The following is a 22579-nucleotide window of genomic DNA, read 5'->3' on the forward strand; positions in this document are numbered from 1 at the left end:
GTGACCTTTTAATATTTGATTGCTGTGCTATATTACTTTACTGTTAAAGTACCACGCATTACAGAAGCATGGCCTGGGAAAGTACAGAAATAAGTGTATGCTTGGCCTTCTTTTAAAGCGCTGACAGCGAAAGTAACAGAAGTTTTTTCTCCGCCGCCGATCATTTTAGTCCTTGCTAATACACGTTTATCGTTTGGTTTTTCGTAGTCCTTAGCCAAACCAGCTTTTAAACCATCTTTAGCAATAGCGTTGACATCTTTTGTTTCGGCCAAAATCCAGTTATGTCCCATTGCTGCTTTTGTTTGTTTGCCAGAGTGAACCAGATTGACAGTAAAATTTTTACATGTTTTTGGTACAGTAATGGTTTTAACATCATATTGCATAGCATCATTACCCTTTACCGTAACATCGCAAGGGCCAGCAAAAACAATACCTGAAAATAAAGCTAAAGCAGGAACAACGAGTAATTTTTTCATACTATAAGTCTCCTTTGACTGACGAAAATAAAACGACTGTTTAAACTATATTTGGCAAGCATTATAAAGAGAAGAAATTGTATTTAAATTGATTAAACTCAATGAAATTTTTCTAATATAAATTGCCTAATATTGCGATAGCTTTAAACAATCTTTAAACAATCTTACGATGATAAGGATAAGCCTTTTAGGCTAAGGTTGCAACATTTACAAGTACAGGATTAAGTGCTTGTAAATCTTTAGGGGATATTGCTACCAAAAATCCCCGCTTGCCACCATTAATATAAATTGTATCCAGCTCTAAAATAGATGCTTCAATATAAACGGGTAAGTTGGTTTTTGTCCCAAAGGGGCTGGTGCCGCCTATTAAATAACCTGTCCATTTATGGGCTTGCTCAGCAGAAGTAGGGGTGATATGTTTGGCACTTAAAAAACGGGCTAAATTTCGAGTAGAAATATGACGATCACCATGCATTAAAACAATTAACCCTTTTTTTTGCTCATTTTCTAACACAATAGTTTTAATCACATTATGTTCTGGTACACCTAACGTTTGAGCAGAGTGTGTGGTGCCCCCATGCTCTAAATAAGGATATTCATGTGGTGTAAAAGAAATATTATGGGTACGTAAAAAACGAATAGCCGTTGTGATGGGGTAAGACATGTATCATCCTTTATTTTGGCGTATTATTTTCTAACCAATAAATAAATTCAGCTGGACCTATATAACCGAGTAAAGGGGTACTGGGTGTTTTTCCCTTAGCCAATATAATCGTAGCAGGAGGGCCAAAGAGCCCATATTCTTTTAACAGTGCCTGATGATCAGGGTTGTTTTGTGTCACATCAATTTGCATAAACTGATATTGTTGTTCAAGTAAGGCTTTGACTTTTGCTTGACTAAAAGTATTTGCATCCATTTGTTTACAAGTAATGCACCAGTCAGCGTAAAAATCCAATAATATAGGACGATCAGGATATTGTTCTTGGGCTGCCATAATGGCTGTTTTTAAAGTAGCCACATCATCATAACGCTTACCAACAGGTACATGATCAAAATGTAACCCCAAAATTTGGTGCAAAGGAGTGCTCTGTTTTTGTAAGCTGCTTATGGTAAAAAAAACAATGATACCCATAAAAGCCAAACAAAATACCCCTAATATTCCTTTTGTTTGAATTCTGGTTTGCCGTTTAATTTTAATCATTAATACAATAACAATAAAGCACAGTAATAATAAATATAATGAGATACTGAGCCAAATGGGTAAAAATGGGCTGGCTAAATAAATCGCAAACCCTAAAATGATCATACCAAAACAATGCTTAATCGTGTTCATCCAGGAACCAGCTTTTGGTAAATAGTGCCCACCAAAAGTGCCCAGTATGATTAAAGGTATCCCCATTCCTAAAGCCATTGCATAGAGTAATGCGCCTCCGAGCACAGCATCTTTGGTTTGACCTATATAACCTAATGCAATTGCTAATGGTGGTGCCACGCAAGGGCCAATGATTAAGGCAGAAAACATACCCATCGCAAAAACAGAGCTTATTTTGCCACCACTAAGTTTTTGGCTTTTTTGTGTAAAATAAGATTGTACTTTTGCAGGCATTTGAATTTGAATGACATCAAACATAGCCAGAGCCAAGATCACCATTAAAGCAGCAGCAGATATAACCACAATAGGTTGCTGTAACCAGACAGTCAGTAGCGCACCTGTTAATCCAGCGATAATACCCACAAGGGTATAAGTTAATGCTAAACCTTGAACATAAGTAAATGAAAGAGCAAACCCTTTCGTTTTTGTTAATTGTTCCTTACTGCCAACAATGATACTGGATAAAATAGGTAACAAAGGATACATGCAGGCAGTAAAACTCAGTGCAATACCAGATAATAAAAATGTCAATAAATTGGATAATAAAGAAGCATCGTTAAGTTGCTGTGTGTTTGAAGAGTTTGAGTTTGTTTGTTGTTTAAATAAACCTGAAACCCCCATTTTTTTAGTGTTTTTTTCGGCGCCAAAAGAAGGATTAAAAACACCACTGCCATTAATATCAAAAGTGGTGGTAGTTGGTGGGTAACAAATGCCTTGTTCTGAACAACCTTGAAAGGAAATGGTCAGAGTAAAAGGGGGCGGGAGTTTATTTTTCTCTAACTGAAAAGGAATATCAATACGTGCACTTTGGTAGAAAACCTGTTGTTTGCCAAAAAATTCATCTTCTTTTTCAACAGACTCACTGTATCTGGCTTCACCTAATAAAGCAGGCTCACTATTGATGCTGATTTTATCGCGGTAAAGATAGTATTTAGGTGCAATTGCGAATTCAACAACTAAACCTTGGTCTGTGCTGAATACTTGTGGTACAAAAGCCTCTTGAGCAGGTAAAAGCTCTTTAGGGTCTATTTGTGCAGAAACTGTATTAGCCAGTAAAGAAGTAATGATGAAAAACAGTAATGCTAAATATTTAATAAAACGTTGCAATATTAGACCCCATATCTCTACTTAAGGATGTTGAATATAAGCATAGGCTGAATGATTATGAATAGATTCAAAATTTTCACTTTCAACCATAAATTTCTCTATTCTTTTATCTTTTAATAAAAGCGCGGCGACATCTCTGACCATATCTTCAACAAATTTTGGATTTTCATAGGCGCGTTCAGTGACAAATTTTTCATCAGGACGTTTTAATAAACCATAAAGCTCGCAAGAAGCTTGTTGTTCTACTACATCGATCAGTTCTTCAACTTCAATTGCCTGTGTTGTCTGAATGGTTAATGTAACATGAGATCGTTGATTATGCGCACCATATTGTGAAATTTCTTTTGAACAAGGACAAAGGCTTGTTACAGGAACCAATACTTTTAATGTGTAATGGAATATACCATCAATGATTTCACCAATTAAAGATACATCATAATCCAACAGGCTTTCAACACCAGAAACAGGGGCTGTTTTGTATCTAAAAAAAGGAAACGTCGCAGAAATTTTTCCTGCAGTAGAGTCTAGCTTTTTGAGCATATCAAAATTTAATTGTTTGAATTGTTCAAAAGATAAAGGTTCTTTTAACCCTTCTAATAGCTCGACAAAACGGGACATATGTGTCCCTTTTAAATGAGCGGGTAAAAAAACAGTCATGGTAAAATGAGCCACTGTATGGTGTACTTTACCCTGAGTTTTAAAATTTAGTGGCATTCTTAAATTTTTGATGCCAACTTGATTTATGGCTAAATTTCGTGTGTCGTGGCTGCTTTGTACATCAGCAATAGTGCTCATTTTATATTTTTCCTTTATATAATGCGCGCTAGTATACGCGAGCATTATTACCCGATCAAATTTGTCGGGATTAAAAATTTCTATAATCGTTATTATAAAATGATTTACAAGGCTTTGTGAATGCCATAATCAATATTGTATAGATATGTATATATATTTTAAAAGAATATCCTTAAAACAATAAAATTTTGCGTTACTTAAAAGGCTTTGCTATATTGAATTCATATTATTTTTATCCGACTTTAGGTGTGTAAACCATGAAATTTGCAACACAGGCTATTCATACAAGCTATGACCCAAAAGAACACAATCGCTCTGTTATGCCCCCAATTTATCAAACAAGTTTGTTTGCTTATGAACATATAGGAGAGCCCCTTAAGTATGGTTATACCCGAGTTGCCAATCCATCTCGGCAAGTGTTGGAAGACACTATGGCTGTATTAGAGCATGGTGATGCAGGATTTGCTTTTGGTAGTGGTATGGCAGCAATTGATGCTATTTTTCGTGCTTTTTTAAGGCCAGGGGACACTATTGTTGCGGTAGCTGATATTTATGGTGGTGCTTATGGTCTATTAACCGAAGGATATGCCCAAATAGGGGTGAAGACCATTTTTGTGGATCTAACTGATCCAGCTGCTTTAGATAATGTTTTAGATGATAAAGTGAAATTATTATGGTTAGAAACCCCAAGTAACCCTTTATTGCGTTTGGTTGATATTGAAGCTTTAGCAAAAAAAGCACATGATAAAGGCGTTGTTGTCGGTATAGACAATACCTTTGCGACACCTTATTTGCAAAATCCCTTAGATTTAGGTGCAGATGTTGTGATGCACTCTGCCACTAAATATTTAGGGGGGCACTCTGATGTGATGGCAGGTATTGTGGTCACCAAACATAAAGAACACAGTATGTTACTTAAATCAGTACAATTTGCAGCAGGTGCTTTACTTGGGCCTTCAGATTGTCATTTGGTTTTGAGGGGCATAAAAACACTTGCCTTAAGGATGCAAAGACATTGTGAAAATGCGCAAATAGTTGCTCAAGGCTTACAACAGCATCCATCTGTGCAAAAAGTATTTTATCCTGGGTTGCCAGACCATGAACACCATCAACTAGCTTGTACACAAATGAGAGGATTTGGTGGGGTGGTTTCTATTTATCTAAAAGAAGACACACAAGAAGCTGCTAATACTGTTGTGAAAGCATTAAATCTATTTTTATTAACATCCAGTCTTGGTGGCGTGGAAAGTTTAGTCAATCACAGTTATACCCAGTCTCACAGTAATATGAGCGCACAGTTGAAAGAAACATTGGGTATTCGTAAAGGACTTTTACGTCTTTCAATAGGTATAGAAGATATCGATGATATTTTAACTGACTTAAATAATGCTTTGGATCAAATACGTTAAAGAAAAATATGTAAAGAAAAATATGTAAAGAAAAACACTAAAAATTTAAATTTTTGGTGTTTTTTTTATTTTGGAAACAATAACTAATATCAATCACGAAAAGATCGATAGATTTTTACTTTATTTTATTTAAAATTATTATATTGTTAAATTTTGTCAAATTTTGGTAATATTCGATAAGATGGGACGAAGTGTGATGTAATTTTGCATTCAGTTATTGTTGTATGTAGTAAGTAGTTTTTAGTATGTAAATACTTAATGGAGGAAATAATTATGTCGTCAAATAATGACGGATCTAGCGTTATGGCAAAACTAGCTTGGGCCTGTGTCGCAGTAATTGGGGCTTTATGTCTAGGATATGTTGCGCTAAAAAGAGGAGAAACAATCAATGCAATGTGGGTTTTAATTGCATCTGTTTGTGTATATTTAATCGGTTATCGTTATTATAGTCGGTTTATTGCAGATAAAGTACTAAAAGTAGACAGCACGAGAATGACGCCTGCTTTTCGTCATAATGATGGCTTAGACTATGTACCGACCAATAAGTCGGTTTTATTTGGTCATCACTTTGCTGCTATTGCTGGAGCTGGTCCATTAGTTGGTCCAGTATTGGCGGCTCAAATGGGTTATCTGCCTGGTATGTTATGGATTTTGGCAGGTGTGATTTTTGCTGGTGCTGTACAAGACTTTATGGTTTTGTTTGTTTCTACTCGTCGTGATGGTCGTTCACTAGGTGAATTAGTTAAAGAAGAAATGGGCACGATTCCTGGCGTGATTGCACTTTTTGCCTGTTTTATGATCATGATCATTATTTTAGCCGTATTGGCTATGATTGTCGTTAAAGCGCTAACCCATAGCCCATGGGGTGCTTTCACAGTGGCATTTACCATTCCATTAGCCGTATTTATGGGGGTGTACTTGCGTTACATTCGTCCTGGTCGAATCATAGAAATTTCTATCATTGGCTTTATTGGCTTAATTTTTGGTATTTGGTTAGGTGGTGTAGTAGCTCAAAATGAAGTCTGGAAGCATTATTTTGACTTTTCAGGTGAAGCTTTAACTTGGATTTTGGTCGTATATGGTTTCATTGCTGCAGTCTTACCAGTATGGTTATTGTTGGCTCCTCGTGACTACTTATCTACGTTCTTAAAAATTGGTGCAATTGGTGCATTAGCAGTTGGTATTGTGATTGTGATGCCATATATGAAAATGCCTGCATTGACTAAATTTATTGACGGCACAGGACCTGTATGGTCTGGTGATATGTTCCCATTCTTATTCATTACCATTGCTTGTGGTGCTGTATCAGGTTTTCATGCTTTGATTTCTTCTGGTACCACACCAAAAATGTTGGCTAATGAAGATCAGGCACGTTTAATTGGTTATGGTGGGATGTTAATGGAGTCTTTCGTTGCGATTATGGCGTTAATTGCAGCAGCTGTTATTGACCCAGGTGTTTATTTTGCAATGAATAGCCCGATCGCCGTATTGAATCCAACAAACTTACCCGATGCAGCACAAGCCGCAGCTGCAACCGTAAGCAATTGGGGTTTTGTTGTGACACCTGACTTATTGCATCAAATTGCAGCAGATGTTGGAGAGGAAAGCATTATTTCTCGTGCAGGTGGTGCACCAACTTTAGCTGTAGGTATGGCACATATTTTGCATAATGCCTTATCTGGCTTGGCTTCTATGTCTTTTTGGTACCATTTTGCGATTTTATTTGAAGCTTTATTCATTTTAACCGCAGTGGATGCAGGCACCCGTTCGGCACGTTTTATGTTGCAAGATTTATTGGGTATTTTTCATCCTAGTATGAAAAAAACAGATTCTATTCCTGCTAACCTAGTTGCGACTGCTCTCGTGGTTGGCGCATGGGGATATTTCTTATACCAAGGTGTTGTCGATCCACTAGGTGGTATTAATACCTTATGGCCTTTGTTTGGTATTGCAAACCAAATGCTTGCTGCAATTGCTTTAATGTTGTGTGCAGTGGTTCTGTTCAAAATGAAACAACAACGATATGCTTGGGTGGCTTTAGTGCCTACAGCATGGTTGCTTATTTGTACCATGACAGCTGGTTGGCAAAAAGTGTTTGACAGTAAAATTGGTTTCTTTGCTATTGCGAATAATCTTAAAGCCAAATTTATTGATGTACCTTTTGTGCCTCAAGGAACCTTTAAAACAGTAGAACAGGTACAGCAAGTCATGTTTAATAACCGTTTAGACGGTGTATTAACAGCTTTCTTTATGCTTGTTGTTGTGGTGTTGGCTATTTATAGCATTAAAACAGCTTTAGCTGCATTTAAAGCAGATAAACCAACTGTAAATGAAACACCTTATGAGCCTATGCCTGAAAATGCGGCAGAAATTATGAAAGGTTCTCATCACTAATTGTTCTTTTTGAATAGATGTGATTGAAAATGGCTAATAGTATGTTCTATTAGCCATTTTTTTGATGGTAAATATAAAGGTTGTAGTATAATGTGTAATACACAACATAAATTATTGTAGGAGGCATCATCATGTTTGAAAATTTAGCAAAGGCAGGCAAATATTTAGGCCAAGCTGCTCGATTAATGGTAGGTATGCCAGACTATGATAATTATGTACAACATATGCGTTTAAATCACCCTGACCAAGAGCCTATGAACTATGAAGAGTTCTTTAGAGAGCGTCAAGAAGCTCGTTATAACGGTAAAAATGGTGGTCGTTGCTGTTAATCAGTAAGTCATATAATCATGTTAAGTTTTATTTGGTTGGCAAATTAATGATAGCCTAGATAAAACATATCTTCTTTCAAAAAAATCTTTTCTGTTTATTCTTAAAATAAGGTATCTCTTATATGGATCAAATGAGGACAGCTTTGCCCGTGACTGTTTTAACAGGTTTTTTGGGTTCTGGTAAAACAACTTTAATCAATTATTTACTAGACCATCATCAAAATGAAAAAATTGCCATTGTAGAAAATGAGTTTGGTTCAGTAGGTATAGATGGTGGCTTACTAAAAGGTAAAGCCAATGTTGAGGTGATTGAGTTAAGCAATGGTTGTGTCTGTTGTAGTGTAAGAGGGGAGTTAACTGAAGCGTTACATGATTTACTGGCACAAATTGATTCAGGTGCATTACAAATAGATCGATTAATTTTAGAGACAACAGGCTTGGCAGATCCCGCTCCAATTATTCAAACTTTTTTTGTTGATGAAGCCATTCGGGAAAGAATAGTGTTGGATGCTGTCGTGACATTAGTTGATTGCGAACATGTTTTAAAGCAGCTTGATGAACATAGAGTTGCTGCTTCCCAAATTGGTTTTGCTGATAGATTGATTTTAACGAAAGCAGATAGAGTAACCGAAGAGGACAAAGAACAATTATTACAACGATTAGCTCAAATAAACAATCGTGCACAGATATACGAAGCACAATTTGGTCAATTACCCAGAGAAGCTTGGGTAGGGATACAAGCATTTGATTTAGATGATACATTGAATATCACAACAGGTTTTCATTTAATTGAGCCAAAAGAACAAAATAAAATTCAATTTAAGGCTTTTTCCAAAGGAAAAGCATTCAAACAATCATGGGAAGATGATATTAGTTCTTATGTGTTTAAAGCTGGTGACATGGATATAAAATTAATTGGCCAGTTTATGGAGGACATTATTGAGCGCTTTGGAAACGATATGTTACGTTATAAAGGCGTGTTGTCTATTCAAGCAGAGGATCGTCGTCTGATTGTCCAAGGTGTACATAAAGTTGTTGGTTTTGATTATGGTTCTGTTTGGTTGGAAAATGAATCTCGTCAATCATTATTGGTTATCATTGGTAGAAAACTACCTTTTGATGATTTAGAACAAGAGTTTATTAATTCGGAATCAAAATAAATTTATTTGTTAATTTTTTTAAAAAATGGATGATATTTGATATTTTATTTATATTTTTTATAAAATTAAATTTTTATTTAAAGATTGAATAGATTTCCACAATTTCAGCCAAAAGGCAATAGTGGTGTTGATTAATAAAAATAACTTGACTTTCTAACTGCTTGAAAAGCAATTGTTTATTGTATCTGTTTGTTTTTTATATAAAAAATATATTGCTTAAAAAATAAGCAGCTTAAGAAAACCCCTTGTCCTATAAGACTTTTTTTTATTCGCTCTATTTATATCCACAAAGTTATCCACAGATTTTGGGGATAAAAAAAAGCATGAGATAAGGGGGTTTTTATATTTTTTCACCTATAAAATCATTATTCTATTATCAAGCTGAATTTTTTATGCTTTTGTATTTTTTTCTAAGTTAAAGTCGTTTTTTCAAAGAAATATTTATTTTTATAATTGTATTATTTGATTATTTTTATATAAATTTTAGTTGATTTTTGAAAAAATTTATTCTTGATGAAACAAAAATAATCCTATTTTGTTTTCCAGTGATAAATTATATATAGATGTATACGTGGTATTCTATCTAATCTATATCGTTTAATTTATCTAAAACAGTAGGTAACGATGAATATAATCTGGATAGATCGGTCAATTATTATACTGTTTTAACCATATTGATATCGCTGTATTACGAAATTTTTAAAATGACCTAGACATAAATTGTTATATAACTTAATCTTAAAGCATTTCATTATATTTTTGTTTAAATAAAATAGACTTTCACAAAAGAGTCAAGTGTTTTCCACAGATATTTACGACAAATTTTTTTTTAAGAAAGCCTTGACTTTTTAAACCCTTGAAACTGCTTGTTTAATTGTAACACTATGTTTTATAAGAAAATATTTTTCTGTATAAAAAATAGGCAGTTTAATAAAAGCCTTTGTCTGATAAGCATTTTTTTGTTCTATCATGATTGTATCCACAAAGTTATCCACAGATTTTGGGGATAATAGAAATGGCCTATTAAGACTAAAATAGGCCATTATATTTGAGTTGTAGCTCGAATTTTTAGCGAATCACTGGTTTATAACGAATACGTTTAGGTTTTGCTGCTTCTTCACCTAAACGGCGTTTCTTGTCTAATTCGTATTCCTGATAATTACCATCAAAGAAAGTCCATTTTGAATCACCTTCGCAAGCAAGAATATGGGTTGCGATACGGTCAAGAAACCAACGGTCATGGCTAATGACCAATACGCTACCAGCAAATTCTAATAAGGCTTCTTCTAAGGCGCGTAACGTTTCAACATCAAGATCATTTGATGGTTCATCTAGGAGCAGTACATTTCCCCCTGCAATTAATGTTTTTGCCAGATGTAGTCGACCACGTTCCCCGCCAGATAAATTGCCGACTGTTTTTCCTTGATCCGCTCCTTTAAAGTTAAAGCGACCTAAATAAGCACGGGCAGGGGTTTCAAATTTACCCACTTGTAAAATATCTCTACCTTGAGCAATCTCATCAAATACAGTTTGGTTGTTGTCTAATTCACTACGACTTTGATCCACATAGGCCATCTGAACAGTACTGCCAACTTTAACTTCACCGCTGTCAGGCTGTTCTAAACCAGAAGTCATTTTGAATAATGTAGATTTACCTGCTCCATTTGGACCAATAATACCCACTATGGCACCAGCAGGAATTTTAAAACTTAAATCATCAATTAATAACTTGTCACCAAATGATTTTGAAACATGGGTAAACTCAATGACTTCATTACCTAAACGTTCAGCAACAGGGATAAATATTTCTTGAGTTTCATTTCGTTTTTGATGCTCAATACTAGAGAGCTCTTCAAAACGAGCCAAACGAGCTTTTGACTTAGCTTGACGTCCCTTAGGATTTTGTCTAACCCACTCCAGTTCTTGTTTCATTGCTTTAATACGGGCTGCTTCTTGTTTTCCTTCTTGTTCTAGCCTAGCTTCTTTTTGTTCTAGCCATGAACTGTAATTTCCTTTCCACGGAATTCCATGACCACGATCTAGCTCTAAAATCCATTCAGCTGCGTTGTCTAGAAAATAACGATCATGAGTAACAGCCACAACAGTGCCAGGGAAACGAACCAAAAATTGCTCTAGCCATTCTACTGATTCAGCATCTAAATGGTTGGTTGGTTCATCTAATAACAGCATATCAGGTTTAGACAATAATAATTTACATAACGCTACACGACGTTTTTCTCCGCCAGATAAATGTTCAATTTTTTGATCCCATTCAGGCAAGCGTAATGCATCTGCAGCAATTTCTAATTGGTGTTCTACATTATCACCTGCTCCAGCGGCAATAATGGCTTCTAAGCGAGCTTGTTCTTCTGCCAATGCATCAAAATCTGCATCTTCATCTGCATAAGCCGCATAGACTTCATCTAACCGTTTTTGTGCATCAACTACCGCTCCCATTCCCGACTCAACTTCTTCCCGTACTGTTTTGGTTGGGTCAAGTTCCGGTTCTTGAGGTAAATAGCCAATATTGATATTAGGCATGGCAATGGCTTCACCATCAAACTCTTTATCAACACCTGCCATAATTCGTAGAACTGTGGATTTTCCCGAACCATTTAAACCTAGTAATCCTATTTTGGCACCAGGAAAAAATGATAAAGAAATGTCCTTAATAATTTGTTTTTGTGGGGGTACTGTTTTATTAACACGTAGCATTGAAAACACGTACTGGCTCATTGTTTTATCACCTTAAATTAAAGAAAATAATCATGGGGTTGATTATAGCCCAAAACAGATAATTTAGCTTGTGGACGTATGATTTATTTATGTCAAATGATTTTTAAAAAATTAGGTGAATGATAATATTTATTTTTGGTTATTTAGGGAAAATGATTTCTTTTGTTAGATTGCTCAATGTCGATAAATTTTGACTTTGAACCATTTCTTCATGTGTACGCCAAAAATTTAGAGTGGTTCGATATTGTTCAAATGTAAATTGTTGTATCCCTTTTTCTTTGTTTTGACAATACTGTGTGTGTTCGTTTTCAATACCTATGTGACCAAATAAGGCTTGCGGCTGCTGCAACCAAACATATGTACCATTGAGTCCCCAAGTGGGAATATGTGGATGTTCTGGGACGTACTGTTTAGATTCTGTTAATTGAAGCAGTCTTTCAAAATCTTGATCATATTCAGGTAATTGTTGTGTAATGAAGCGAATTAAAGTGTGATTAACAGCAAGGGTATTGTTTACATCCTGCTCGTTAAGGTAGCTTAAATGTAGAGTAGGTTGTTTATTTAAATAAGATTGTACTGAAATAATAAGCTTTTTATTATGTGCCATAGATAAAGGGAAAATGATAATAATTAAAAAGTTATTTATATAATAAAAATGAATATTTTATCATATGTTTTTGATACTGATATGTTGATGTAAGTTAAAAGTAATAGTGCCCAATTGTTGTTATCAGCTTTTTTGATACAAGATCAGTATGATTGCACTTAGATATATTAAAGCAACACTGCCTGTGCCGAACCAAGGGTAAATATAGTTGCCAAGGCAACCCAATAAAATGGGGTAAAGCACACCTGTTGCCAAATAGTTTGGCTTAACATCGTCATGTAAATAAATTGTGATCATAAGCCAAAAAATGCTGATAATGATGAGTAACACTATCATTGAATAATTGTAGCTCTTGAGTGTGTTGGAGAGCATGTTTTACTTTCTATTTCTTTCATATTATAACAATATTTTCCGACAACATAATTAAATAGTAATTGCTAAAATTGATGATTATTGTTCAGTTGAAAAGAGTAAACTTCTTAATAATTGCGATAAAGTAGAAAAACTTTATATATTGTAATATGTTATGAAAAGTTAAATTTTATTGATCAGGAATACAGTCGCTGAAATTGATTGTTTTGGTTTTAAATTTATAGGTAGTGGTACGTGCCGTTTTAATACCAATCAATAAGTTAGCTTCTCTTTTTTTTTGAACTAAGGCTTCTATACTTCAGTGTAGATGTTAATTAAAACCTGAATAGTGAATGAATTAAATGATCTTAAAAAAATATTAATATTTAATCATTTATCTGTCTTTGTTATTGATTTTTTTGTCATTAATAGAATAAAGATTGAGGAAAATGGACAATATTTTTATTGTTTTTTTAGATATTTTATCCTAAGCAATGAATAATATTAAATTAATAGAATTTTATTTCTAAATAATAATATTTATTTAATGAAAAATTATGTTAATTTTGGATTAATTTTATTTGGATGTGTTATCATTGCACCATCATTTATGATGATTTATTGTTGTTTTAAAGAGCTAAAATTTAAAAGCGAAGCCAGCCCATTTGGGTTGGCTTTTTATTTTATTTTTTGAGAAATTTTATGATAATAAAATCTATAAGAAATTATATTTGTTAAAATTTATTTATGATGATGTTTTTATTTTATTTTTTTTGTTATATATTTTGTAATATTTATGACCATATTAAAATATTGATAATTTAAATATTTGAATGTATTAGGATTTATGTGGTTAAGAAATGCAATGAAACCATATTATAAAATGGCCAAAATTAATGGGTCTTAGAAAAAATATGAATGAATACGCGCATTCACTCTTTTTAAAAACTCAGAATCAAGTATATTTAATTTTTGATTGATTTTTTTATTTAATTTATGTTCTTTGATCTGTTCTTCTCTATTTAAATTTTCTTCAAGAGTCAGTTTTATATTATTTTTTTTAAATATCTTATTTTTTTTCATTTTAATAGCCTTGTTGTAAAGAAATGTTAACAAAAAATTAAATTTGTAATAATTTTTACATGTTGGTTATTTTAATATGATTATTAATATAGTAACTACAAAAAAATGGTAGTTTTTGGAAAAATACCTTAAATTCGGTAAAAGTGTTTTTTATTAAGACACTACATACTCTACTGTATAAAGAAAGATATTTCTATTTTTATCTACAAGAAGAAATTATTTAATACTATTTCTTACATGACAAATCCAATCTTGTTCAGAAGATGGTATATAGATGTATGATAATATTGAGCCTTAAACCCTTTTTAGGAAAGAGGGGGCTGTCATTGTCAGTAATATTGTTGAAAAAGGTCAGTATGAATAAACTGAAAGCTGTATATTTATTTTCGTTACTATTTTTGTCTATAACAGTCTATGCTGAATCTATAAATAAAGACTCTATTTATAAAAGTGATGCCAGAACCTATTTTCAGGCAATAGATTTCCGTTCTCCACAATCATCTTCAGAAGCATTTATATCTGCTTGGAAAAGTAGAGATTATGTCACTTTTTTTGCCTTATTAGATACAAAAACACAAGCTAATCTTATACGTAAAACCTTGCTGGCCCTTGAGTTTGATGGGTTGTTTTTAGGTGATTCACAGCTTATTTTCAAAGAGATGTTTTCAGCGACTGTTGGAAATAAAAGAACTTCAATTATAGAATATGGGAGTGATTTTAATCTATTTATTGATGATTTATTAATGGCTGCTGAGAAAAATAAAGCATTACCTTTTGTTTTTGGAGAACAAGCTAAAATCGCACATGTTGATACTAAAAATGAAGAAGCAAAGGTAACGATTCAAACCGACTCAGAGCTTGAGCCAAAAATTGTATTAACGCTTAAGTATAATGCTGATAGGAAACGCTGGAAAATTGCGTATATTCAGCTTTTTAATGCTCAAGTTGATTCTCCTATTTGGGGAAAGTAGAAAAGCTTTAAAAAACTGATTACAAATAATGAAATTCATAAACTTAGAACTTACTGGTTTGTTCTTAAAAGGAGTCTGTCTCGTACTGTTTCCATCATTTGAAATACGGGATATGTTTCTTAAAAAGTAGAACAAACTTGCTTTTTTATGGGGTTACGATCAATACAAACTTTTGATAGAAAAGGTTCAAATTAGCTGTAATTAAATAAGAAAAAGAAGCATGGACAAAACACAAAACAAGAGATTATTAGCATTAGATGTATTTAGGGGCATGACGATTGTTGGCATGATTTTAGTTAATAACCCTGGTTCATTAAAATATATTTATCCTCTACTTAAACATGCACAATTGAATGGACTTACATTTGCCGATCTTGTCTTTCCTTTTTTTATGTTTATTATGGGGGTTTCAATATTTATTTCTTTGAATAAATCTAATTTTACTTGTGATGTGACCACACTAATAAAAGTAGCAAAAAGAACATTTACCCTCTTTTTAATTGGACTAATACTAGGTTGGCTCTCTCTCGCATTACGTAATTTTAGTCAATTATCTAATGAAAATCTCAATTTGGGTATCCGGTTTCTATCAGCTACAACAAATTTAGAACATCTAAGAATTTTGGCTGTACTTCAGCGTTTAGCCATCTCTTATGGGATAGTATGTTTAATGGTTCTTTTCATTAAACATAAGTATATCCCCCATATTATTATCTTAACTTTAATGGGCTATTTTTTGTTATTGTATTTTGGTCATGGATTTGAGTTAAGTGAGCGAAATATTATTGCAATTGTTGATCAGGCGGTACTTGGTGCTAATCATATGTATCAAGATCATAATATCTCTTTTGATCCCGAAGGAATATTAAGTACGATATCCGCAACCTGTCAGGTATTAATAGGGTTTTATTGCGGAAAGTTGTGAATAAATACGTCCAATAAATCACAAAAGCAAACCTTGATGTTACTTCTTATTGGAACGATCATGCTTTTCATTGGCTTCTTATTTAATTATTTATGTCCAATTAATAAAAAAATATGGTCACCAACTTTTGTTTTGGTTACATGTGGATTAGCCATCTATATAATCATTTTATTGATTTGGGTAATTGATACAAAAGGATATAAACGATGGGCTACATTTTTTGTACCATTTGGTGTTAATCCTCTATTTATCTATGTGACTGCTGGAGTACTTTCAAATATTTTGACAAAGGTAAGGTTCATTTATCATGAGCAATTTATCGATATGAAGCAATTTATATATATAACTTGCTTACAGCCTTATTTTGGTAATTATTTAGGCTCATTCTGTTTTGCTCTATTATTTATTGGATTAAATTGGCTAATCGCTAACATTTTATATAAAAAGAAAATATATATAAAACTCTAAGAGAGTCATTTTAAAATGGTGCAACATTTACTATTTAACTAGAGCTATTACAGTGCCTTGCCTATTTCGTTGAATACGAACTATTTATGTTTGACTGATGTTAGCAGAATGGCTGGCTTTTACTTGTAGACATCAATCACCACCGTCATTATACGTTCTTGCTTAGTGATTTTTTACTGCTGATGTAGTTAGTTTATGGTTCATGTCCTACCCCATGATTTACTTCCTTTTGAGGTATGGATTTATATCATTTTTGATGAAAGACAGTAGAATGAAATAGGAAATAAGCCTGCTCGGTTCTTTTACATGTGCTTGAAAAAAAATAAATTAATGGATATTCATAGAATTTGGTAAATAAAAAATTTGATATGCTTACGAGGATTTGGCAGAAGCGGTGACCGTATATTTTTTTATAGTATATTGAAATATATAATATTTTTAAAATTAATTAAAGTTTTACTGTTTTATTTACTGTTAAAATTTTTTATTAGAATTGAATTTCTATTTATTTTCAAATTGTGTATTTTTTCTGATAATTGTTTTATTTTGTTTTTGTGGGCTATAATGCCGAAAACATATAGAAATGCCAAAGGCGCCCAAAAATGCTAAAAAAAATAATTATTCTATGCTTGATAAACTTGTTAAGTTGTACTCAATTGGTTATTGCTCAAGGCTTATACTCTCCTCGAGATAAGCCTTCTGCTTGGGTGGAAATAGATACATCTTTAATTGAAAGGCTTGTTGATCAATGTTTTTCAATCATGAATTATAAACATCGTATTCCTAGGGTACATCCTGAACCTGATATACAAGAGTATTGGTTAAAAGATCGTGTTGTTATTTGTAGTCGATACAGTATGTCCCCTGAAAGTAGAAAGATATTTGATGATAATGGTTTTACTAATTCTTATTTTTTAAGTAAAAATATTCAAGTATCAAAGGAACAAGAAAAACAATTAAATGAAATTTATAAAAAAATATATCTTGTTATATGGAAAGAAAATTTAATTGACGTGTTATATCCGCCGCCGCCAGATGATTTTATAAAAGAGTTTAGTGATTTTTCGGGACTTAATGAGGCATTAAAGAATCAAAAAGAAAAAGTGGTTAGTGTCAGAAAATTTGAAGAAAATTACTTTGGTTCAAAAGATAATCTTAAAAAAATAGAAGATATATTTTATAAGCAAAAATTATCTGAATATGGTTTAAAGGAGTAAGTATATGTCTGATTATTTAAAAGAATTATTAGCAAAACGAACTTAAAAGTTTGTATTTTTATTTTAACTTACTTTGTCATTGTTATAGAATTGAAACATAATTATCCTTTTTAGGTATATTCTTTCTGCTACAATACAAATCAATTAGTCACACGTTGGGATTAATATTATGTATTACAAAAAAATTCTTATACTATTAGTTTCTTGTATTTGTTTTGCTTGCTCTGGAGTTAAAATGAAGCCTCATTATTCAAAAAATAGTGTCCAACCTGTTATCGTAAATAAAGTGTCAGATAATTTACTCAGTATAAAATATAGAGAGTTTCCCGAAACGGTTTTTTATTCAAAAGGGGTAAATTATGTAACCAATGGTGGAGTGACTAAAGTTTATATTGACAGATGCAATATAAACTCTAATTGTAAACCTATGCTGGAAACAAAACTTCCCCTTGATGAATCTCGTATGTCTGAAGTTTTCTTGCCATATAATGGTGAGAAAATTGTAATGGTATATCTTGATGCGGAAGAACAAATTTACCCATAGGATTAAATTAATGGCTGATAAAGATAAAATTGTTTTAGGTATTCACACTATCTTAGACCCAAATAATCAGGGGCAAGGTTCATCGGCAGAATTGACTGATGGTCACGCATGGATAACTGTAACGCGTAATGGAAAAACTGAATATTATGGATTGTGGCCTGATAATCATCCAACGAGAAGCCTAGACAATGGCCCCGCCAGCGATATCCGAAAAGGAATTGAATCTGAGCCAATATTTAACCCTCCAACAGCGAGTCGATATGTTGAATTAACACCAGATCAAGCTAAGAAGTTAGAGGAGGCTTTAAAAGAGAATGTAGAGTGGGGTTATACAAATACGTGTGCATCTTGGGCAAGCAAAACATATTCAAATGTCACAGGGCAAAGTATAGATGCAAGTGAATACCTTATTACTGACACACCAAGAGAACTCACAAAAAGTATTAATGCTTTAGAAAAAAAGCTTCCTACAAGTATAGATAAACCTAGTCCACCAATAGAATCCAAAAAATCGTCATGGAATTTATTTGGTGAAAATACAATTAATAATGATGTAAAAAACGTTTACGATAAATTATATGAAGGTTTGGCGCCACAATTGGCCGAGAAAGGAGCCGAAAAATGGACGGTTCCCATGCTTGCAGAAATGACCCATGAATGTATAAAAAAAGGAATAAACTCCGATAAAATTGCTCATATGGGCATAAATGAAGAAAAAAATACAATCTATGTGGTGGCTAATAATAAGCGTGATTTTGCCGCGGTTGATGCTATTGAAGCATCAAAGGCGAACCCAAACGAACGTTTACAAGAGGCTAACCAGTTGCACGGGGATTTAGAACAAAAAGAGCTAGATAGACAGCTACAATTGGCGCAACAACAAGAACGCGGTGGCCGTGGTTTTGGTTAAAATGAATCGTGTTAAAACTTTGCATAAAAATGCCTAATTTGTGCTAAAACTGCATAATAGTTCAGCAGCAAAAAACGTCTTAGCTCCTATATATAAGGAGCTTTTTCTATTGTTCCAACATGCATAATATTTATTAATATTAGCAGCAAACGCAACTTGCGGTACTTTTCATTTGAGTGTTGGTCTTGATATTCAGTATGTCATGGAGTCTCAAGAGACTGCACAAGAATCTGCTTGTATTGATAAACAACCCACATACAAGACAAAATTGACGGCAGAACAATAAAGAAAAACAAAGAGAAACCGGACAAAAACATATTGCCTAGATTAAGCAATTTCTCAAAGGAAAAGGTTAAGGTCGTTATAAATAACACTTAGAGAGATACAACACAGTATTTTATATTATAACTGTGTTGTATTTTTTTCTCCATCACGAAATCCTTTTACCTTAGCCCAATCAAGAATCTTTTCAATTCGTCCACGCAGCCTATAGGCTGTTTCAGTTTTAGTTGACCAAATTGGATTTAACACATCTAAAACTATGTTTGTATCAATTTGAGAAACGATGACTTTACCTATAATAGGGAAAGCATAGGTATTAAGAGTTGATGACCATTGTTGTTCATGTTTAGCATTTTTCCAGCCACTTTTAAAAGCATCAATATAGAGCGTTACTCAGCAAACGTAATTTTATTAAATTGCGCTAATTGCTGTTGTCGTTTTTGTTTTAACTTATGCTCATGAGGACATACGCCTTCAAGTAGTAATTTTCTACAGTCAAATGCTTTATTTCGTGCTTCAGATAAACTAACAAGGCTTAAAGGGCCTAGGCATATTGTTTTTGTGATCTTGTTTAATTTATAGCGGAATATTCAAGATTTTCGAATGGTATTACTTTTTGCATTTAATTTTATCTGTAAGTAAAGTCCTCCTCCATCGTTGTGCATTCCCGGTTTAGTTAATTTAAGAACGAATAAAGCTGAAAATTTATGTAATTGAGTATTCATTTCTGACCTATACGTTGACCTGCACTCGAGGTGTAGATTTGTATCATTTAACGTGGACCAAGATAGACAGAAAATGGAAACAGAGCGTTCCGTATTTCTTTTGTAACTAATTGAATTTTTTTGACTTAATGGATGTCTGTAGATGACAGAAGATAAAAAAATTTGAAATGAGTTTGAAGGAGATGGCGGAAGCGGTGAGATTCGAACTCACGAAGGGCTCACACCCTCGCCGGTTTTCAAGACCGGTGCATTCAACCGCTCTGCCACGCTTCCGCATTTGTACAACGAGGGCGAATGATAACCTATATTTTAGTTATTGCCAAGAGTAATTTTATATTTTTTATATTACTTGGCTGTTATTTGGTTTTTTTGATTCAAGAGAAAAGTCATTTCACGTTTTTATCATATATATTTTGGGTTTCTGACTGGTTCTTTTTTTAAAAATAAGTTACGCTCACTTTTTTGTAAAAAATATATTAACATAATGAAAAGATTGCTTCAGTATGGTGTGTTTGTCGGTGCTCTATGTCAAATAACAGCAGCATTTGCTGACTTTGGGGTTGCGTTGGGGTATGAGCCTAAATATCAGCCAGGGTTCACCCATTTTGATTATGTTAACCCCCAAGCGCCTAAGGGTGGTTCCATAACTTTTCCGAGCGTGGGTGGGTTTGATAGTTTGAATCCATTTGCCTTAAAAGGGGATAAGGTTTCTGGCGTTGATACTTTAGTGGTAGAAACATTATTAACAGCAAGTGAAGATGAACCTTTTTCTGCTTATGGCTTATTGGCTCAAGATGTTGTGCTTGCGCCAGATGGGCTTTCTGTTACATTTACTTTAAATCGTACAGCCAAATTTCATAATAATGATCCTGTGTTGGCTGAAGATGTGGTGTATTCTTTTCAATTGTTGACTCAAAATCAAGCAGCTAATCCTTTATTTCGCTTTTATTGGGAGGGCGTAAAAAAAGCATATGCTGTTGATCGCTATACAGTAAGGTTTGAATTCAAGCAAAAGAATTCGGAATTACACATGATTTTAGGACAGCTTCCCGTTTTTTCACATAAGAGTTTTCCTGATGGCTTTGAAAAAAGCAATCAAGCACCTATTGGTTCTGGGCCGTATAAAATTAAAAGGGTCAATTTTGGTAAATCTATTGAGTTTGAAAGAGATATTGGTTACTGGGCTCAAAATTTACCCAGCAGAAAAGGAATGTATAATTTTGATTTAGTTCATTTTAAGTATTATAAAGACGATGTTGCCAGAATGGAGGCATTTAAAGCAGGACAGGTTGATGTTTCTGTTGAAAATATTGCTAAAAATTGGGCTCGTGCTTATAACGGTAAAAATTTTGATGATAAAAAAATCGTTAAAGATACTTTTGTCACGGAAAATGGGGCAGGCTTACAAGGTTTTGTGTTTAATACACGAAAGCCTTTTTTGCAAGATAGAAATGTACGTAAAGCATTAAGTTTAGCATTTGATTTTGAATGGGTGAATCGCCAACTTTTTTATAATTTATATGTTAGGAGTTATAGTTATTTTACCAATAGTGAATTGGCTGCAAAGGGTAAACCAACTGCTGAAGAGCTGAAGTTATTATTGCCTTTAAAAAATAGCTTACCAAAAGAAGTATTTGAAGAAGATGTGCCACAGCCTCCTATAAGTGATCCAAAATTAGGTATTAGACCTAATTTATTACAAGCCAGAAAACTATTATTAGATGCTGGTTATCGGTATCAGAATGGGCTTTTAGTTGATGCTAAAGGTGTGCCTTTAAAATTAGAGTTTGTAAGCTTTAGCCGTGTGTATGAGAGGGTCTCCGCTAAATGGCAAAAAGATTTAGCCAAAATTGGGGTGACTTTAACTGTGCGTGTCGTTGATCCTGCTGTGTATCAACAAAGATTAAATGATTTTGACTATGATATGACAATTGTCGTCTATGCTGCCAGTCAAAGTCCTGGTAATGAACAATTAAATTTTCATAGCTGTGCTGCTGCAAAGACAACAGGGTCAGATAATTGGGCGGGGTATTGTAACCCTCAAGTAGATAAATTGTTGCAAAATTTCACCCATTTTGAAAATAGGGCACAGTTGATGACTGCTGCTCACGCTTTAGATAGAGTATTATTAAATGAATATCTGGTTGTGCCGAACTGGTACCCAACATCGTTGAAAATTGCTTGGTGGAATCGTTTTAGCTCTCCGCAACAACTGCCTAAGTTTTATCAGGGCCAAAGTTGGGTATTAGAAACATGGTGGGCAACATCAGCCAACAAGGGTTCATGATGACACGAATAATAACTATGCCCAGTTCTTTTTGAGTTTTTCTATATCACGTCTGTTCTTTTTCGTTGGACGTCCATCTGTATGAGCTTGTGAATGATGGGCTGCTTGATTTAGTGCCGATAATTCTTCTCTTCTTTGAAGCGTCGCTTGATCTTCTTGATAAAGTAATCGCGCTTCTGGAGCAGGGCGACGTTGGTGATTTAATGCTTGTATGGTGAGTTTAAATGGAAGGCTATTTAAGGTTAGGTCTAACATATCACCGACTTGTACTTGTTTGCTGTTTTTTACCCGATCTCCATTGACCAATACACGACCTAATTCAATGTGTTTTTGAGCCAGGGCTCGCGTTTTAAAAAAACGCGCAGCCCATAACCATTTATCTAAACGCATTTGTGATGCAGTAGTTTCTACCATAATCTAATGATCTACT

At 33.7% G+C, this 22579-nt stretch carries 22 protein-coding genes and 1 tRNA gene; 11 read left to right on the top strand and 12 right to left on the bottom strand.

Annotation, left to right across the window (positions count from 1 at the left end):
* Positions 1-32 precede the first annotated feature (32 nt).
* From azu to folE2, 4 genes are all read right to left on the bottom strand, one after another.
* Positions 33-476, bottom strand: a complete 444-nt coding sequence (gene azu, locus AADH04_RS11165) for an azurin (RefSeq protein WP_434777355.1) — start codon at positions 474-476, stop codon at positions 33-35.
* A gap of 187 nt (positions 477-663) precedes the next feature.
* Positions 664-1140, bottom strand: a complete 477-nt coding sequence (gene ybaK, locus AADH04_RS11170; protein WP_434777356.1) for a Cys-tRNA(Pro) deacylase — start codon at positions 1138-1140, stop codon at positions 664-666.
* 10 nt (positions 1141-1150) lie between these two features.
* A complete protein-coding gene (gene dsbD, locus AADH04_RS11175; protein ID WP_434777357.1) occupies positions 1151-2956 on the bottom strand; it encodes a protein-disulfide reductase DsbD in 1806 nt (601 codons plus the stop codon).
* A 21-nt stretch (positions 2957-2977) separates the two neighbouring features.
* On the bottom strand, positions 2978-3751 hold the full coding sequence (gene folE2 / locus AADH04_RS11180; RefSeq protein WP_434777358.1) for a GTP cyclohydrolase FolE2: 774 nt from the start codon (positions 3749-3751) through the stop codon (positions 2978-2980).
* Between the two features lie 257 nt (positions 3752-4008).
* Here folE2 and AADH04_RS11185 point away from each other — a divergent pair, with 257 nt between their 5' ends.
* The 4 genes from AADH04_RS11185 to AADH04_RS11200 all read left to right on the top strand — a co-directional run bounded on the left by AADH04_RS11185 (position 4009) and on the right by AADH04_RS11200 (position 9043).
* Positions 4009-5160, top strand: coding sequence for a trans-sulfuration enzyme family protein (locus AADH04_RS11185; protein ID WP_434777359.1), 1152 nt, complete (start codon positions 4009-4011; stop codon positions 5158-5160).
* A 273-nt stretch (positions 5161-5433) separates the two neighbouring features.
* Complete coding sequence (gene cstA / locus AADH04_RS11190; RefSeq protein WP_434777360.1) at positions 5434-7554, top strand: pyruvate/proton symporter CstA; 2121 nt, start codon at positions 5434-5436, stop codon at positions 7552-7554.
* A gap of 131 nt (positions 7555-7685) precedes the next feature.
* On the top strand, positions 7686-7883 hold the full coding sequence (locus AADH04_RS11195; RefSeq protein ID WP_434777361.1) for a YbdD/YjiX family protein: 198 nt from the start codon (positions 7686-7688) through the stop codon (positions 7881-7883).
* A gap of 122 nt (positions 7884-8005) precedes the next feature.
* Positions 8006-9043: a CobW family GTP-binding protein gene (locus tag AADH04_RS11200; protein WP_434777362.1), complete on the top strand. Its 1038-nt coding sequence runs from the start codon at positions 8006-8008 to the stop codon at positions 9041-9043.
* Positions 9044-10111: 1068 nt separating this feature from the next.
* On the opposite strand, the gene ettA is transcribed toward AADH04_RS11200, so the two are convergent.
* From ettA to AADH04_RS11220, 4 genes are all read right to left on the bottom strand, one after another.
* Positions 10112-11779, bottom strand: coding sequence for an energy-dependent translational throttle protein EttA (gene ettA / locus AADH04_RS11205; protein WP_434777363.1), 1668 nt, complete (start codon positions 11777-11779; stop codon positions 10112-10114).
* A 139-nt stretch (positions 11780-11918) separates the two neighbouring features.
* Positions 11919-12386 (bottom strand): hypothetical protein, encoded by a 468-nt coding sequence (locus AADH04_RS11210; protein ID WP_434777364.1) that lies wholly within the window; start codon positions 12384-12386, stop codon positions 11919-11921.
* Between the two features lie 123 nt (positions 12387-12509).
* Complete coding sequence (locus tag AADH04_RS11215) at positions 12510-12683, bottom strand: hypothetical protein (RefSeq protein ID WP_434777365.1); 174 nt, start codon at positions 12681-12683, stop codon at positions 12510-12512.
* Between the two features lie 957 nt (positions 12684-13640).
* On the bottom strand, positions 13641-13820 hold the full coding sequence (locus AADH04_RS11220) for a hypothetical protein (RefSeq protein ID WP_434777366.1): 180 nt from the start codon (positions 13818-13820) through the stop codon (positions 13641-13643).
* Between the two features lie 356 nt (positions 13821-14176).
* Here AADH04_RS11220 and AADH04_RS11225 point away from each other — a divergent pair, with 356 nt between their 5' ends.
* The 6 genes from AADH04_RS11225 to AADH04_RS11250 all read left to right on the top strand — a co-directional run bounded on the left by AADH04_RS11225 (position 14177) and on the right by AADH04_RS11250 (position 18855).
* The gene (locus AADH04_RS11225) at positions 14177-14791 is read left to right on the top strand and encodes a hypothetical protein (RefSeq protein ID WP_434777367.1); all 615 of its coding nucleotides are present in this window, start codon (positions 14177-14179) and stop codon (positions 14789-14791) included.
* A 220-nt stretch (positions 14792-15011) separates the two neighbouring features.
* Complete coding sequence (locus AADH04_RS11230) at positions 15012-15716, top strand: acyltransferase family protein (protein ID WP_434777368.1); 705 nt, start codon at positions 15012-15014, stop codon at positions 15714-15716.
* A 36-nt stretch (positions 15717-15752) separates the two neighbouring features.
* Positions 15753-16184, top strand: coding sequence for a hypothetical protein (locus AADH04_RS11235; RefSeq protein WP_434777369.1), 432 nt, complete (start codon positions 15753-15755; stop codon positions 16182-16184).
* A gap of 602 nt (positions 16185-16786) precedes the next feature.
* A complete protein-coding gene (locus AADH04_RS11240; RefSeq protein WP_434777370.1) occupies positions 16787-17401 on the top strand; it encodes a hypothetical protein in 615 nt (204 codons plus the stop codon).
* A 235-nt stretch (positions 17402-17636) separates the two neighbouring features.
* Positions 17637-17945 (top strand): hypothetical protein, encoded by a 309-nt coding sequence (locus tag AADH04_RS11245; protein ID WP_434777371.1) that lies wholly within the window; start codon positions 17637-17639, stop codon positions 17943-17945.
* A gap of 10 nt (positions 17946-17955) precedes the next feature.
* Positions 17956-18855 carry a hypothetical protein gene (locus AADH04_RS11250; RefSeq protein ID WP_434777372.1) on the top strand — a complete coding sequence of 300 codons (900 nt, stop codon included), beginning with the start codon at positions 17956-17958 and terminating at the stop codon, positions 18853-18855.
* Positions 18856-19257: 402 nt separating this feature from the next.
* Here the strand turns inward: AADH04_RS11250 and AADH04_RS11255 are convergent, their stop codons facing one another.
* The 3 genes from AADH04_RS11255 to AADH04_RS11265 form a co-directional block, all read right to left on the bottom strand.
* Positions 19258-19518 (bottom strand): phage integrase central domain-containing protein, encoded by a 261-nt coding sequence (locus tag AADH04_RS11255; protein WP_434779838.1) that lies wholly within the window; start codon positions 19516-19518, stop codon positions 19258-19260.
* A gap of 8 nt (positions 19519-19526) precedes the next feature.
* The gene (locus tag AADH04_RS11260; RefSeq protein ID WP_434779839.1) at positions 19527-19727 is read right to left on the bottom strand and encodes an Arm DNA-binding domain-containing protein; all 201 of its coding nucleotides are present in this window, start codon (positions 19725-19727) and stop codon (positions 19527-19529) included.
* Positions 19728-20045: 318 nt separating this feature from the next.
* Positions 20046-20135, bottom strand: a tRNA-Ser gene (locus AADH04_RS11265).
* 211 nt (positions 20136-20346) lie between these two features.
* Between AADH04_RS11265 and AADH04_RS11270 the strand changes: the two genes are divergently transcribed.
* Positions 20347-22149 carry an extracellular solute-binding protein gene (locus AADH04_RS11270; RefSeq protein WP_434777373.1) on the top strand — a complete coding sequence of 601 codons (1803 nt, stop codon included), beginning with the start codon at positions 20347-20349 and terminating at the stop codon, positions 22147-22149.
* Positions 22150-22164: 15 nt separating this feature from the next.
* Here the strand turns inward: AADH04_RS11270 and AADH04_RS11275 are convergent, their stop codons facing one another.
* Positions 22165-22563, bottom strand: a complete 399-nt coding sequence (locus tag AADH04_RS11275; protein ID WP_434777374.1) for an RNA-binding S4 domain-containing protein — start codon at positions 22561-22563, stop codon at positions 22165-22167.
* Positions 22564-22579: the final 16 nt, after the last annotated feature.

Origin of the sequence: Neisseria sp. Ec49-e6-T10 (genome assembly GCF_051132615.1) — a bacterium.
Lineage (GTDB): Bacteria > Pseudomonadota > Gammaproteobacteria > Burkholderiales > Neisseriaceae.

Excerpts from the sequence above, each read along its gene's own strand:
- folE2 (WP_434777358.1), bottom strand. The coding sequence starts at position 3,751 with ATGAGCACTATTGCTGATGTACAAAGCAGCCACGACACACGAAATTTA.
- AADH04_RS11235 (WP_434777369.1), top strand. The coding sequence starts at position 15,753 with ATGTTACTTCTTATTGGAACGATCATGCTTTTCATTGGCTTCTTATTT.
- AADH04_RS11215 (WP_434777365.1), bottom strand. The coding sequence starts at position 12,683 with ATGATCACAATTTATTTACATGACGATGTTAAGCCAAACTATTTGGCA.
- AADH04_RS11185 (WP_434777359.1), top strand. The coding sequence starts at position 4,009 with ATGAAATTTGCAACACAGGCTATTCATACAAGCTATGACCCAAAAGAA.
- ettA (WP_434777363.1), bottom strand. The coding sequence starts at position 11,779 with ATGAGCCAGTACGTGTTTTCAATGCTACGTGTTAATAAAACAGTACCC.
- AADH04_RS11230 (WP_434777368.1), top strand. The coding sequence starts at position 15,012 with ATGGACAAAACACAAAACAAGAGATTATTAGCATTAGATGTATTTAGG.
- AADH04_RS11195 (WP_434777361.1), top strand. The coding sequence starts at position 7,686 with ATGTTTGAAAATTTAGCAAAGGCAGGCAAATATTTAGGCCAAGCTGCT.
- AADH04_RS11270 (WP_434777373.1), top strand. The coding sequence starts at position 20,347 with ATGAAAAGATTGCTTCAGTATGGTGTGTTTGTCGGTGCTCTATGTCAA.
- AADH04_RS11200 (WP_434777362.1), top strand. The coding sequence starts at position 8,006 with ATGGATCAAATGAGGACAGCTTTGCCCGTGACTGTTTTAACAGGTTTT.
- AADH04_RS11250 (WP_434777372.1), top strand. The coding sequence starts at position 17,956 with ATGGCTGATAAAGATAAAATTGTTTTAGGTATTCACACTATCTTAGAC.
- AADH04_RS11275 (WP_434777374.1), bottom strand. The coding sequence starts at position 22,563 with ATGGTAGAAACTACTGCATCACAAATGCGTTTAGATAAATGGTTATGG.
- cstA (WP_434777360.1), top strand. The coding sequence starts at position 5,434 with ATGTCGTCAAATAATGACGGATCTAGCGTTATGGCAAAACTAGCTTGG.
- AADH04_RS11240 (WP_434777370.1), top strand. The coding sequence starts at position 16,787 with ATGCTAAAAAAAATAATTATTCTATGCTTGATAAACTTGTTAAGTTGT.
- ybaK (WP_434777356.1), bottom strand. The coding sequence starts at position 1,140 with ATGTCTTACCCCATCACAACGGCTATTCGTTTTTTACGTACCCATAAT.
- AADH04_RS11210 (WP_434777364.1), bottom strand. The coding sequence starts at position 12,386 with ATGGCACATAATAAAAAGCTTATTATTTCAGTACAATCTTATTTAAAT.
- AADH04_RS11245 (WP_434777371.1), top strand. The coding sequence starts at position 17,637 with ATGAAGCCTCATTATTCAAAAAATAGTGTCCAACCTGTTATCGTAAAT.
- azu (WP_434777355.1), bottom strand. The coding sequence starts at position 476 with ATGAAAAAATTACTCGTTGTTCCTGCTTTAGCTTTATTTTCAGGTATT.
- AADH04_RS11220 (WP_434777366.1), bottom strand. The coding sequence starts at position 13,820 with ATGAAAAAAAATAAGATATTTAAAAAAAATAATATAAAACTGACTCTT.
- AADH04_RS11225 (WP_434777367.1), top strand. The coding sequence starts at position 14,177 with ATGAATAAACTGAAAGCTGTATATTTATTTTCGTTACTATTTTTGTCT.